This is a genomic window from Tabrizicola oligotrophica (assembly GCF_011008935.1).
Lineage (GTDB): Bacteria > Pseudomonadota > Alphaproteobacteria > Rhodobacterales > Rhodobacteraceae > Tabrizicola_A > Tabrizicola_A oligotrophica.
This window is the reverse complement of record NZ_JAAIVJ010000008.1, coordinates 18,972-30,798: the sequence shown is the minus strand read 5'-3', so window position 1 is coordinate 30,798 and position 11,827 is coordinate 18,972. Positions and strand designations below refer to the sequence as shown.

The following is an 11,827-nucleotide window of genomic DNA, read 5'->3' as shown; positions in this document are numbered from 1 at the left end:
GCAAGGGGCGTCAAGGCCCAATGGCCGGACTTGCTGTCGGGCGAGCTGGAGGCGAAGCGTGGTGCGGAATTTCGTGACAGGTGTCCTGTGGGGCGGTGTGGTGGCTGCAGGCGGTCTTGCCGTGGTCAGCCTGCTGACACCGATCCGCACCGAGACCGGGGCAGAGCCGCAAGAGAGCGCCGGGCCGATGACGCCTGAGCCTGCCGGACCGCAGGAGGCCACCCCGGAGGCCGTGCCGGCACCGCCGTCTGTCGCGCCGGGTAACGCGCCGCCGCAGGTCGTGGCCGATCCCGAACCGCTGGCCGAGACCGAGACCGCGACTGAACTCGACGAGCCGTTGTTGCGCCCGCTGGCCGCGGCAGGAGCGCCCCCGCCCGCCTCTGTAGTGCCGGACATCGCCGAACCGGCCACACCCGCCGAAACCCCCAAGGTCGATCCCGCGCCAGTTGCGCCGGAGACCCCGGAGCCGGCGGCCAAGGCCGAAGCAGCGACGGAGCCTGCTGCGGCGCCGGAAGTGGGGGGGGGCGAGGCGCCCGAGCCCGCAGAGGCCCCGTCGGCCGAAGTGCCGGCCGAAGGCGGGGGGGAAACCGCACAGGAGCCGAAACCCGAGGACGCCGAAGCCGAAGCATTGGTGCCGGAGGCCCCGGCCAGCCCGGCAGCGGAGGCGGAAGGCGCGGACTTGCCGCAGGTGGAGGCGATGCCACCTGCCGCCGCCGAGCCTGCCCCGTCCGAGGCCGCCCCTTCCGAGACCGCCACGGCGACCGCCCCCGAGACCGGAACCCCGGCCGCCGGTACACTTGCCCCGGATGCCCAGCTCGGCGAAAGCACGGTTGACGGCGTGACGACCGGGCGTCTGCCCTCGATTGCGGCGGCGCCGGAAGCTGGCCAGCCCGACGCGCCGATCCCGGAGGCCAGCGCCCCGGCAATCCCCACCCTGCCGACACCCGCCCCGGACGCTGCAGAGGAGGCGCCCGCTCTGGTCCCGGCAGAGGCCCCGGCCGATCTGCCGCCGCTGCGCCGCTATGCCCGGCCCTTTGAAAATCCCGACGCCAAGCCGCTGTTCGTCATCCTTCTGGTCGATACCGGCGCGGCGGATGTGCCACGGGCGGAGCTTGCCGCGCTGCCTTTCCCGGTGACCTTCGTGCTGGATCCGATGGCCCAGGGGGCTGCCGAGGCCGCGGCAATCTACCGCGCGGCGGGGCAAGAGGTGGTGATGCTGGCGACCGGCATTCCGCAAGGCGCAACGCCCGGCGATCTGGAACAAAGCTTTGCCGGGCTTGAGGGCAGGCTGCCCGAAGCCGTGGCGCTGATCGACACGGCAGCGGCGGCGTTTCAGGAGGACCGCAAGCTGTCTGCCGAGGTGGTGACGCTGCTTGCCGTGCAGGGCCGCGGGCTGATCACCTTTGATCGCGGCCTCAACGCCGCCGATCAGGTTGCCCGCCGCGAGGGCCTGCCCAGCGCGACGATCTTCCGCAGCCTTGACGACGACGGCGAGGAGGCCCCGCTGATCCGCCGCTACCTTGACCGCGCGGCCTTCAAGGCGGCGCAGGAGGGCGAGGTGGCGGTGATCGGCACGGCGCGGCGGGAAACCATCACCGCGCTGCTGGAATGGACGGTCGAAGGCCGCTCTGCCTCGGTGGCGCTGGCCCCGATCACCGCCTTGATGGATGGCAGGTAACAGGCTGGATGACCTCGACGGCGGCGGTGCCGGAGGCAAGGCTGCGGCACGGGGTTTGTCGCGCCCGGTGAGCCGGGGCGCGGCATGCTGGGCGGCCGCCCCGCACCCGCGGCGCAAGGCCCGCAAGCGCTTCTGCCCGGCTTGTCCGAGACGGTGCCGGATGCAATAGGGGAAGATCCATCGTCTGCGGCGCGGTTTCATGCAGCCCCGCGGGATTCCGGGGCAAGGCGCCCGTGCGTCCGGTTGACCTGATTGTGGGGCGGGGCCGTCGGCGCCAAGCGGTGCGCTGCGGGCAGCTGAAGGCTCGCGTGGTCCCGAGACCTGCGGGGGGGGCTTGGCCTGCCCCCACCCCGCGCCGGGGAGGAAAGATCTGTCCGGCAAACCCGCCGCGGGCGCGCGTCGCCAAGCCGGGTATGGCCTGCGCCGCCGGTCGGTGTCAGCCGTTGCCGCGGCGGGTGAAGAGGCCCGCGTCTTCCGCCGCCCGGCGCAGGGCGCGGGACTTGTTGACGGTTTCCTGATATTCCGCCTCGGGGTCGCTGTCATAGACCACGCCGCCCCCGGCCTGAATGTACAGCGTCTCGTCCTTCAGAACCGCCGTGCGCAGCGCGATGCAGAAATCCATCTCGCCGTTGCAGGCGAAATAGCCCACCCCGCCGCCATAGACGCCGCGCTTTTCCGGCTCCAGTTCGTCGATGATCTCCATCGCCCGCACCTTGGGAGCGCCCGAGACCGTGCCGGCAGGCAGGCCGGCGAGCAGGGCCGACAGCGCGTCCTCGCCCTCGGCAATCTCGCCCACCACGTTCGACACGATATGCATGACGTGGCTGTAACGCTCGATGATGAACTTCTCGGTCGGCCGCACCGTGCCCACCTTCGCCACCCGGCCCACATCGTTGCGGCCAAGGTCCAAGAGCATCAGGTGTTCGGCGAGTTCCTTCTGGTCGGCCAGAAGATCCAGCTCCAGCGCCTTGTCCTCCTCGGGCGTCGCGCCGCGCTTGCGGGTGCCGGCGATCGGGCGGATCGTCACTTCGCCATCGCGCAGCCGGACAAGGATTTCGGGGCTGGCGCCCACCACCTGAAAGCCGCCGAAGTTGAAGAAGAACATGAAGGGCGAGGGGTTGGTGCGGCGCAAGCTGCGGTAAAGCGCGAAGGGCGGCAGCTCAAACCGCTGTTTCCAGCGCTGCGAGGGCACGACCTGAAAGATGTCGCCGGCGCGGATGTAGTCCTTGGCCTTCTCCACCGCGGCCTTGTAGCCCGCATGGCTGAAGTTCGATTGCATCTCGCCGACCGGCGCCGCCTCGCCCAGATCACGCTGGGCGGCCGGCGCGCGGTCAAGATCGCGCAGTGCGTCCATCACCCGCTCGGCCGCCTGGGCATAGGCGGCGCGGGCCGACAGGCCGGAGGCGACCCAGGCCGGGGCGACCAGCGTCACCTCGCCCTTGACCCCGTCCAGCACGGCGACGACCGAGGGGCGCATCAGCACCGCATCGGGCAGGCCCAGGGGGTCGGGGTTGACGTCGGGCAGGTGTTCGACCAGCCGGATCATGTCATAGCCGAGATAGCCGAACAGCCCGGCCGACACCGCCGGCAGGTCTTCGGGCAGCTCGATCCGGCATTCGGCCAGCAGCGCGCGCAGCGTGGTCAGCGGATGGCCCGGCAGATCGGCAAAGGCCGCCTTGTCAAAGCGCGCCTCGCGGTTGATCCGGCTTTGCTCGCCGCGGCATTCCCAGATCAGGTCGGGTTTCATGCCGACGATGGAATAGCGTCCGCGCACCTCGCCACCCGTCACCGATTCCAGCATGAAGGTGTCGGTCCGCGCCTCGGCCAGTTTCAGCATCAGGCTGACCGGCGTGTCGAGATCGGCGGCAAGCCGGGCAAAGACCACCTGATTGCGGCCTGCGTTCCATGCCTGTTCAAAGGCCTCGAAAGTGGGTTCCAGACGCATTGCGGCTTCAGTTCCCCATCTGGGTGTTGACGGCGTCGATCATCTGCTGGTCAAGCGAGATGCCGGCGGCTTGCGACACCGCGCCGGTGAACAGCGTCGAGATGTCGGTGGCAATATCGCGTTCGACATTCTCGACGATCGCCGCGCGCAGCGCCTCGCCATCCTCGCTGGTGGCATCGGCAGGGGCGATGCTGTCAAGCCGCACAAGCGCGACATAGCCGCCGTCCTCGATCAGCCGCACTTCGCCCTGGGCCATGGCGAAGGCCGCTTCCAGCACCGCGGGCGGGGCATTGTCAAGAACGGCCTGCCGGTCCTTGGGTTCGACCGATGTCACCGCGCCCTGGGTTTCCAGCCCGGCCCCGCCGTCAACGGCGGCCTTGAGGCTGGCGGCCTTGGCCGACAGCGCCTTGGCCAGCGCGGCAGCGCGGGTTTCGGCGGTCACGCGTTCGGTGATCTTGTCCAGGGCCACCGGCGCGGGCGGCACGGTTTCCAGCATTTGCAGGGCGACCAGACCGCCATCGTCCATCAGCACCGCCTCGGCGAAATCGCCTTCCTTGACCGCATCGGCGGCCTTGCGGAAGGCGGCATAGCCGGTGATCGCGTCGTTGTCGGTGGCGCCCGCGGCATAATCGGTGGTGCCAAGCTCCATGCCGAATTCCTTCGCCAGCTCCTCCAGCGTCGCGCCGCCGGCCAAGAGGTCGTCAATCGCCTCGACCTTGTCGGCAATCGCCTTGGCGGCGGCCTCGGTCTGCAAGGCTTTCAGCAGCTCGGGCCGGGCCGCGTCATAGGTGGTTTCCTGTGCGGCCAGAACTGCGTTCATCCGGTAAAGCGCCGGGCCAAGCGCCGAGGGCAAGGGACCGACAACGCCGGGGCCCTGCAGCGCGAACACCGCCTCGCCGGCCTCGGCAAGCTCGGCCCGGGTCACATCGCCCATGTCGATGTCATCGAGCGTCAGGCCGCGCTCCTTCACCAGATCCTCAAACGGGGTGCCCTGATCGAGCCGGGCCTTCGCCTCGGCCGCCGCCGCCTCGTCGGAAAAGACCAGCCGTTCGACCAACCGCTTTTCGGCAATGACGAACTCGTCCAGCCGCGCCTGATAGGCGGCTTTCACCTGATCCTCGGGCACTTCCAGTGTGGCGCCCAGCGTTTCGGGCAGAAGTGCTGCATATTGCAGGCGCTTGGCCTCGGGGCGGGTGTAGCTGGCGATGTTGGCGTCGTAATGCGCCTTGACCTCGGCCTCGGTCGGCGCAGGCAGCGGCGCGTCAAGCGCAGCTTCGTCCAGAACCAGCAAGGTCAGCCCGCGCTTCTCGCCGGCCCAGCCAAAGACCGTGTCGGTCAGCGTCGCGGGCGCCAGAACGCCGCCGGCCACTGCGCCAGTCAACAGCGAGCGTGCCACGTCGCGGCGGATGGTGGCCTCGAAATCGGCCTCGTTGGTGTTGTTCTGCTTCAGCGTCTGGCCATAGGCGGCGCGGTCGAAGCTGCCATCCAGACCTCGGAAGGCGGCGATCTTGCCAAGCTCGGCGGCCACTACGGCGTCGCCGACCGACAGGCCGATCCTTGCCGCCTCATTGTCCAGCGCGGCGCGGTTCACCAGCCCCGCCAGCGCCTGCCGGTCGATGCCCATGGCACGGGCATCGGCCATGGAGATCGGCGTGCCGAATTGCCGCGACAGCGCGTTCACCTGATTTCGCACCTCGCGGGCATAGTCATTGGCGGTGATCTCGGTGTCGCCGACCTGGCCCACGGACGACGCGCCGCCGCCGAAATTCTCGACCCCAAAGCCGCCAAGCCCGGCGATCAGCATGGCAAGCAGCACCCAGACCAGAACGCCGGCGCCGCGCTTCTTCCTGCGGGGAGCGTCATCGCTGTCGGTGTGGTGCGGAGCTTTGGACATGGGTATGCTTTCCCTGTTGGGCCGGTGCTGCTGGACTGTCTATGCGGTCAGGCGGTGGGGGGCAAGATGGGCCTAGGGCCGCCAGCCCGCCAGACGCCGGAACATTTCCGCGATGCCGGCGGTGTCGGCATTGGCAAAGGCGATGCGGATCTGGCGCTTGCCGGCCTCGGAGCCTTCGGGCTGGAACATGGTGCCGGGCAGCATCAGAAGCCCCGCCTCGGCCACCAGCCGCTTGCAAAGCGCGTCCGAGGCCAGCGGGAACGGGTGTTCGACATAGGCGAAGTACGCGCCGCAGCCGAGCAGCTTCCAGTCGGGCAGGGCGGAGAAGCCCCCGACCATGGCGGCGCGGCGGGCAAGGATTTCGGCACGTTCGCCGGCGACCCACTGGCTGAGGTTCCGCATTCCCCAAAGCGCGCCGATCTGGCCAAGCTGGCTGGGACAGATGGCGACGGTGTCGAGGAATTTCTCGATTTCCGCCAGCCGGTCCACCCCCGCCACCACCGCGCCGACGCGGTGGCCGGTCAGCCGGTAGGTCTTGGAAAACGAATAAAGATGGATGAAGTCGCGCGCCCAGTCGGGATCGGTGAACAGATCATGCGGGCGGCCTGTGCGGCTGTCAAAGTCGCGGTAGGTTTCGTCGACGATCAACGCCAGCCCATGCGCGCGGGCAAGGGCGTGGAAGGCGGTCAGGGTTTCCGCCGGATATTCCGCCCCGCCGGGGTTGTTGGGCGAGACCAGCACAATGGCGCGGGTGCGGTCGGTGATGAGCTTTGCCGCCTCTGCAGCCACCGGGATCAGCCCCTCGCCGGCGGGCAGCGGCACGGTGCGGACGCCCTGCATGTCAAGCCACATCTTGTGGTTGAAATACCACGGCGTCGGCAGGATCACCTCGTCGCCGGCGCCGGCAAGGGTGGACATCACGGCGCAGAAGGCCTGGTTGCAGCCCTGGGTGATGGCGACCTGCTCTGCCGCGATCTGCCCGCCATAGGCCGCCGACCACTGGCTCGCGATCTCGGCGCGCAGCGCGGGCAGGCCAAGGACGGGGCCGTAAAGATGGGCGTCGGGATTGTTCAGCGCCGCCTCGGCCAGCGCCTGGCGCAAGGCAAGCGGAGGCGTGTCGACCGGCGCGGCCTGGCTGACGTTGATCAGCGGGCGCTCGGGCGGGAAGGTCACGCCGGTAAGCCAGCGCCGCGCCTCCATGACGGGCGGCGGGAAGGTGGTGGCCATGGCGGGATTCAGCGGGTGGGTCATCTGTGTCAACCTATGCTCATCGTCGGCTGCGCCGCTCTTCGCGGATGCCCTGCGGTCGCCCCCGACGAGAAGCCGGAGGCGCCCGAGGAGTTGTCAGTCCTTGCCGCGGAACGGCTGGACATATTGCAGCGCCATGTCCCAGGGGAAGAAGATCCAGGTGTCCTGGCTGACTTCAGTGATATAGCTGTCGACCATCGGCTTTCCGCTCGGCTTGGCATAGACCGTGGCGAAATGCGCGTTGGGATACAGGCTGCGCACCAGTTCCAGCGTCTTGCCGCTGTCGACCAGATCATCGACGATCAGGATGCCGGTGCCGTCGCCCATCAGATCGGCCTGCGGGCTTTTCGTCACCTTGGCCTCGTGGCGCTGATCGGCCGCGCCGCCGCCCGAGTGGTAGGAAATCACCGAAATGCTGTCGACGACGCGGATGTCCAACTCGCGGCTGACGATCATCGCCGGCACGAGGCCACCGCGGGTGATGCCGACCACGGCCTTCCAGGTGCCGCCTTCGCCCGGACCCTTGCCATCCAGCCGCCACGCGAGCGCGCGGGCGTCGCGGTGGATCTGGTCCCAGGAGACGTGGAAGCCCTTTTCATGCGGCAGGCGGTCGGCGGACATCGGCAAACTCCCTTCAGGTGGCGACGATCTTGACCCCCAGAAGCGCCAGCGCGCCCCCGAAGCTGCGGTCGATCACGGTTTTCAGGCTGATATAGCGGGCGCGGGTGCGGTCGGCGGCGAAGATCCGGGCCACAAGGCTGTTCCACAGGGTTTCGGCGGTGAAGATCACCGCCAGCAGCAGGCCCAGCACCCAGAGCGGCGTGCCTTCCTGCAAGGTGCCGAGGAAGATCGAGGACATCACCACCACCGCCTTGGGATTGGCAAGATTGGTCCACAGCCCCAGCCGGTAGGCCCCGAGCGCCGAGCGCGGCACCGGGCGGGCGTCCTCGGTCAGGAAGGGTTTCGGGGCGTCGCGCCAGAGGTGCCAGGCCATCCACAAAAGATAGCCCGCGCCGCCGATCTTCAGCGCCCAGAGCAGTTTGGGGGCGGCGGCGAACACGAGGTTCAGCCCGAACATCGCCGCCAGCGCCCAGAACATCGCGCCGGTCGCGATGCCCATCGCCAGCATCACCCCGGTCCGCGCGCCTTCGGTCAGGCCGGTGCGGGCGGCCATCAGAACGGCCGGGCCGGGGGAAATGGCGGCGAAGGTCACCAGACCGGCAAAGGTGAGGAAGGCGGCGAGCGTCATCTGATCAGTCCTTGCGGCCCGTCACCACGTCGATGTCGGGCGCGTCCACCGCCTTCATGCCGACGACGTGATAGCCCGCGTCGACATGCAGGTTCTCGCCCGTGGTGCCAGAGCCCAGATCGGACAGGAGATACAGCGCGGCCTTGCCGACCTCGTCCTGCGTCACGTTGCGGCGCAAGGGCGAGTTCAGTTCGTTCCACTTCATGATGTAGCGGAAATCGCCGATGCCCGAGGCGGCCAGCGTCTTGATCGGGCCGGCGGAAATCGCGTTCACCCGGATGCCGTCCTTGCCGAGGTCTTCGGCGAGATACTTGACCGAGGCCTCAAGCCCGGCCTTGGCCACGCCCATCACGTTGTAATGCGGCATGACCTTTTCGGCGCCGTAATAGGTGAGCGTCAGGAGGCTGCCGCCTTCGGTCATCATGGCCGCCGCGCGCTGGCAGACGGCGGTGAAGGAGTAGACCGAAATGTCCATCGTCATCAGGAAGTTCTGCCGCGAGGTGTCGACATAGCGGCCACGCAGTTCGTTCTTGTCGGAAAAGCCGATGGCATGGACCAGAAAGTCGATCTTGCCCCATTTCGCGGCCAGTTCGGCAAAGAGGGCATCCATCGACGCCTCATCCGACACGTCGCATTCGACGAAGGTGTTCATCCCGATCGAGGCGGCCAGCGGCTCCACCCGCTTTTTCAGCGCCTCGCCCTGATAGGAAAACGCGATCTCGGCGCCCTGCGCGGCCAGTTGCTGGGCGATGCCCCAGGCAATGGATTTGTCATTGGCCAGCCCCATGATGAGGCCGCGTTTTCCGGCCATTAGTCCCATTGACATTCGGTTGCCCTCGTCCACCCTTGATTGTGAAAGAGACGAATAGGCCAAAGCCCAGCCTCTCGCAAGGGCGGCGGGTGTGGCCCCGGAAGGAAGCCGGAAGGAAGACGATGAGCGACAGAACCGGAATTTTTGCGGGCGACGATCCATTTGCCATCGCCCGCGCCTGGCTGGCCGAGGCCGAGACGACCGAGCCGAACGACCCCAACGCCATTGCGCTGTCCACCGTGGACGCCAGCGGCATGCCCAACGCCCGCATGGTGCTGCTGAAGGAAATCGAGCTTGGCGGCGCGGGCGGCGGGGCCTTCGTGTTCTATACCAACTACACCAGTGCCAAGGGCCGCGAGATCGAGGCTGCGGGCAAGGCGGCTTTCGTCATGCACTGGAAGTCGCTGCGCCGCCAGATCCGGGTACGGGGGCTGGTCAGCCGGGAAGAGGGGGCGCAGGCGGATGCCTATTACAGTTCGCGCTCCTTGCAATCGCGGCTTGGCGCCTGGGCCAGCCACCAGTCGCAGCCGCTGGCCTCGCGGGCTACGCTGATGGCCGAGGTGGCGAAGGTGACGATCACCCAGGGACCGATGCCGAAACGTCCGCCGTTCTGGGGCGGTTTCCGCATTCAGCCGCTGGAAATCGAGTTCTGGGCCGATGGTGCGTTCCGGCTGCACGACCGCTTCCGCTGGACGCGCGCCACCCCGGGCGGGGCCTGGGAAATCCTCCGTCTCAACCCCTGAATTTCACGCTTCGCGAGTGGAGATCGCCCTGCTCCTGCCCAAAAGGATAGATTGAATTGGCTTGCAAGTCAGTATGGTTTGGCGGCATGAGTGCATGTGGGCTTTATCTGGGGAAACGGCTCGAAGATGATGGAAGAAGAAAGCGCAACGCACGTCGTGCAGGGGCGCGTGAAGTGGTTTGATCCTGCAAAGGGATTCGGGTTCATCGTTGCCGACGGTGAGGACTCCGATATCCTTTTGCACGCCAATATCCTGCGCAACTTTGGCCAAAGCTCGGTGGCCGATGGCGCAGGCATCACGGCCAGGGTGCAGCGGACCCAGCGGGGCATCCAGGCGGTCGAAGTCCTGAAGATCGAGCCACCGGCCGGGGTGCCTTTCCCGCTGAGCGACGAGGCCGAGAACGAAAACCTGGCGAATCTGGGCGATCTCGCGATCGAGCCGGCGCGGGTGAAGTGGTTCGACAAGGGCAAGGGTTTCGGCTTTGCCAATGTCTTCGGTCTGGCCGATGACGTGTTCATCCATATCGAGGTTCTGCGCCATTCCGGCTTTGCTGACCTGCAGGCGGGCGAGGCCGTGGGCCTGCGCATCGTCGAGGGGCGGCGCGGCCGCATGGCGGTGCAGGTGCTGTCATGGGATTCGGCGCTGCGCGGCTGATCCCCGGCACCGTGCTTGCCGTCTGGGCAGGGGCGGCGGTGGCGGGCGCGGATTGCGCCCCCGGTCAGGCAGAGCTGCGCACCGCCGCGGGGGTCGTGCAGCGCTTTTCGGTGGAGATTGCCGACGATCCGGACGAACAGGCGCGCGGGCTGATGTTCCGCGAGCAGATGGCCATGGCCTCGGGGATGCTGTTCGTGTTTCCCGAACCCAAGCGCGCCACCTTCTGGATGAAGAACACGCCGCTTGCGCTGGACATCATCTTTGTCGATGCGACGGGCCTTGTGACCCGGGTGCAGGACATGGCCGAACCGATGAGCGAGGCCCTGATCGACGGAGGGCCCGGCGTGGCCTATGTGCTGGAAATCAACGGCGGGCTGGCGGGGCCGATGGGCATTGCGCCCGGCGCGGTGCTGCGTCACCCGGCCGTTCCGGCCGACCGCGCGCTTTGGCCTTGCACCGCACCCTGAGCCTTTTCATTTGCCGCGCGCCGGGTTAGGAAGCGGGCATCGGGGCGTAGCGCAGTCTGGTAGCGCGACGGTTTTGGGTACCGTAGGCCGGGGGTTCGAATCCTCTCGCCCCGACCATTTCAGCAAGTCCTTTTGCGGCCCGACGGTCCGTGGCCGCCCGTCCGGAGCCGTCATGACCCTTGCCCCTCGCGCGCTTGCCCTCCTGCTCGCCCTTGCCTGCCCGCTGTCCCCGGCCTTCGCCGAGGAGGCCTGCCTGACGGCAGAGACGCTGAAATCCGGGGTGGCGGTCACAGTCGAGGGCGGGGCGGTCCAGGTCTACCGTGCGAAGGGGCGCGATGTGCTGGCCTCGATCCCGGTGCCGGCCGGCGGCAATGGCTTCAGCGCCGAGCTGGTTCTGGCGCGCGGGCTGCATGTGGTCTCCGACCACCGCACCGAGCATGAAGGCGCGTCCGATCTGGCCGAGGGCGAAGTTCTGGTGGGCGGCAATGACGGCGGCACGACGACGACACTTTATGCCTATCCGAACCTGCCGAAACCGGGCAAGGACTGGGCCGGCCGCCTGCGCCTGAGCCGCGATCAGGACGGCCCCTCGATCGGGCCGCAGCCGCGCATCAAGGGCACGGTCGCCGCGCAGGTGCGCTATCTCGCCGAAGCGACGGTGACGATCTCGGGCTGCGCCTATCGCATCCAGCCGGTCGAAACCGTGCTGACCGTGAAGGAGGACAGCCGCTTTACCCTCGACGGCGCGCCGCAGCCGGGCATCGCCGGGGCGGCGGACGAGATGCTTTTGACCCGCCGGCAGATCTGGTTTCCCGATCTGGGCTTTGCCGTCATCACCCGCGAAAGCGGGCTCGATGCCGGCTGGTCCGAGGCCTGGGGGCAGGGGATCATCGGGCTTGCCGCCAACTGACGCCGCGCGGCGGCCCTGCGATTGTTTCCGCTGCAGGACAGGCTGTTTTCATTGCCGCGTCGCGCAAGAGGCGAATTCGCCGCCCGCCCGTGCTATCACAGGATTACCCTGTATTCTTGGTGGCGATATGTTTGAGACTGCCCTCAGAAGGTGCGTTGCACCGCTTGGGCCAGTCAGGACGGCTATGCCTTGGGGCGAGCTTCTTGTTCTGGTGGCCCTTGTTTGTCT

The 11,827-nt window shown here is 67.9% G+C and carries 11 protein-coding genes and 1 tRNA gene; 6 read left to right on the top strand and 6 right to left on the bottom strand.

The features are described 5' to 3' along the window. Nucleotides 1-73: 73 nt before the first annotated feature. The gene (locus tag G4Z14_RS19175; RefSeq protein ID WP_164626552.1) at nucleotides 74-1,678 is read left to right on the top strand and encodes a divergent polysaccharide deacetylase family protein; all 1,605 of its coding nucleotides are present in this window, start codon (nucleotides 74-76) and stop codon (nucleotides 1,676-1,678) included. A gap of 436 nt (nucleotides 1,679-2,114) precedes the next feature. Here G4Z14_RS19175 and trpE read toward each other — a convergent pair whose 3' ends face one another. From trpE to fabI, 6 genes are all read right to left on the bottom strand, one after another. Next, nucleotides 2,115-3,623 (bottom strand): anthranilate synthase component I, encoded by a 1,509-nt coding sequence (gene trpE, locus G4Z14_RS13355; protein ID WP_164626550.1) that lies wholly within the window; start codon nucleotides 3,621-3,623, stop codon nucleotides 2,115-2,117. A gap of 7 nt (nucleotides 3,624-3,630) precedes the next feature. Further along, nucleotides 3,631-5,517, bottom strand: a complete 1,887-nt coding sequence (locus G4Z14_RS13350) for a peptidylprolyl isomerase (RefSeq protein WP_164626548.1) — start codon at nucleotides 5,515-5,517, stop codon at nucleotides 3,631-3,633. Between the two features lie 72 nt (nucleotides 5,518-5,589). Continuing rightward, nucleotides 5,590-6,768 carry an aminotransferase gene (locus G4Z14_RS13345; RefSeq protein ID WP_164626547.1) on the bottom strand — a complete coding sequence of 393 codons (1,179 nt, stop codon included), beginning with the start codon at nucleotides 6,766-6,768 and terminating at the stop codon, nucleotides 5,590-5,592. Between the two features lie 93 nt (nucleotides 6,769-6,861). After that, complete coding sequence (gene gpt, locus G4Z14_RS13340; RefSeq protein ID WP_164626544.1) at nucleotides 6,862-7,386, bottom strand: xanthine phosphoribosyltransferase; 525 nt, start codon at nucleotides 7,384-7,386, stop codon at nucleotides 6,862-6,864. Nucleotides 7,387-7,399: 13 nt separating this feature from the next. Then, on the bottom strand, nucleotides 7,400-8,014 hold the full coding sequence (locus G4Z14_RS13335) for a LysE family translocator (protein ID WP_164626543.1): 615 nt from the start codon (nucleotides 8,012-8,014) through the stop codon (nucleotides 7,400-7,402). Nucleotides 8,015-8,018: 4 nt separating this feature from the next. Further along, nucleotides 8,019-8,840 carry an enoyl-ACP reductase FabI gene (gene fabI, locus G4Z14_RS13330; protein ID WP_164626541.1) on the bottom strand — a complete coding sequence of 274 codons (822 nt, stop codon included), beginning with the start codon at nucleotides 8,838-8,840 and terminating at the stop codon, nucleotides 8,019-8,021. A 107-nt stretch (nucleotides 8,841-8,947) separates the two neighbouring features. On the opposite strand from fabI, the gene pdxH reads away from it, so the two are divergent. From pdxH to G4Z14_RS13305, 5 genes are all read left to right on the top strand, one after another. Further along, a complete protein-coding gene (gene pdxH, locus G4Z14_RS13325) occupies nucleotides 8,948-9,568 on the top strand; it encodes a pyridoxamine 5'-phosphate oxidase (protein ID WP_164626538.1) in 621 nt (206 codons plus the stop codon). A gap of 126 nt (nucleotides 9,569-9,694) precedes the next feature. Then, nucleotides 9,695-10,222: a cold-shock protein gene (locus G4Z14_RS13320; RefSeq protein ID WP_164626803.1), complete on the top strand. Its 528-nt coding sequence runs from the start codon at nucleotides 9,695-9,697 to the stop codon at nucleotides 10,220-10,222. Further along, a complete protein-coding gene (locus G4Z14_RS13315) occupies nucleotides 10,198-10,689 on the top strand; it encodes a DUF192 domain-containing protein (protein ID WP_164626536.1) in 492 nt (163 codons plus the stop codon). Before G4Z14_RS13320 ends, G4Z14_RS13315 begins: the two co-directional genes overlap by 25 nt. A gap of 40 nt (nucleotides 10,690-10,729) precedes the next feature. Continuing rightward, nucleotides 10,730-10,806, top strand: a tRNA-Pro gene (locus G4Z14_RS13310). A gap of 55 nt (nucleotides 10,807-10,861) precedes the next feature. Next, nucleotides 10,862-11,599, top strand: a complete 738-nt coding sequence (locus G4Z14_RS13305; RefSeq protein ID WP_164626534.1) for a hypothetical protein — start codon at nucleotides 10,862-10,864, stop codon at nucleotides 11,597-11,599. The last annotated feature ends 228 nt before the right edge of the window (nucleotides 11,600-11,827 follow it).

Bases quoted from the DNA above. Each gene is read 5' to 3' on its own strand.
- fabI (WP_164626541.1), bottom strand. From the start codon at position 8,840: ATGTCAATGGGACTAATGGCCGGAAAACGCGGCCTCATCATGGGGCTG.
- G4Z14_RS13350 (WP_164626548.1), bottom strand. From the start codon at position 5,517: ATGTCCAAAGCTCCGCACCACACCGACAGCGATGACGCTCCCCGCAGG.
- G4Z14_RS13320 (WP_164626803.1), top strand. From the start codon at position 9,695: ATGATGGAAGAAGAAAGCGCAACGCACGTCGTGCAGGGGCGCGTGAAG.
- G4Z14_RS13345 (WP_164626547.1), bottom strand. From the start codon at position 6,768: ATGACCCACCCGCTGAATCCCGCCATGGCCACCACCTTCCCGCCGCCC.
- G4Z14_RS13315 (WP_164626536.1), top strand. From the start codon at position 10,198: ATGGGATTCGGCGCTGCGCGGCTGATCCCCGGCACCGTGCTTGCCGTC.
- G4Z14_RS13305 (WP_164626534.1), top strand. From the start codon at position 10,862: ATGACCCTTGCCCCTCGCGCGCTTGCCCTCCTGCTCGCCCTTGCCTGC.
- trpE (WP_164626550.1), bottom strand. From the start codon at position 3,623: ATGCGTCTGGAACCCACTTTCGAGGCCTTTGAACAGGCATGGAACGCA.
- G4Z14_RS13335 (WP_164626543.1), bottom strand. From the start codon at position 8,014: ATGACGCTCGCCGCCTTCCTCACCTTTGCCGGTCTGGTGACCTTCGCC.
- pdxH (WP_164626538.1), top strand. From the start codon at position 8,948: ATGAGCGACAGAACCGGAATTTTTGCGGGCGACGATCCATTTGCCATC.
- gpt (WP_164626544.1), bottom strand. From the start codon at position 7,386: ATGTCCGCCGACCGCCTGCCGCATGAAAAGGGCTTCCACGTCTCCTGG.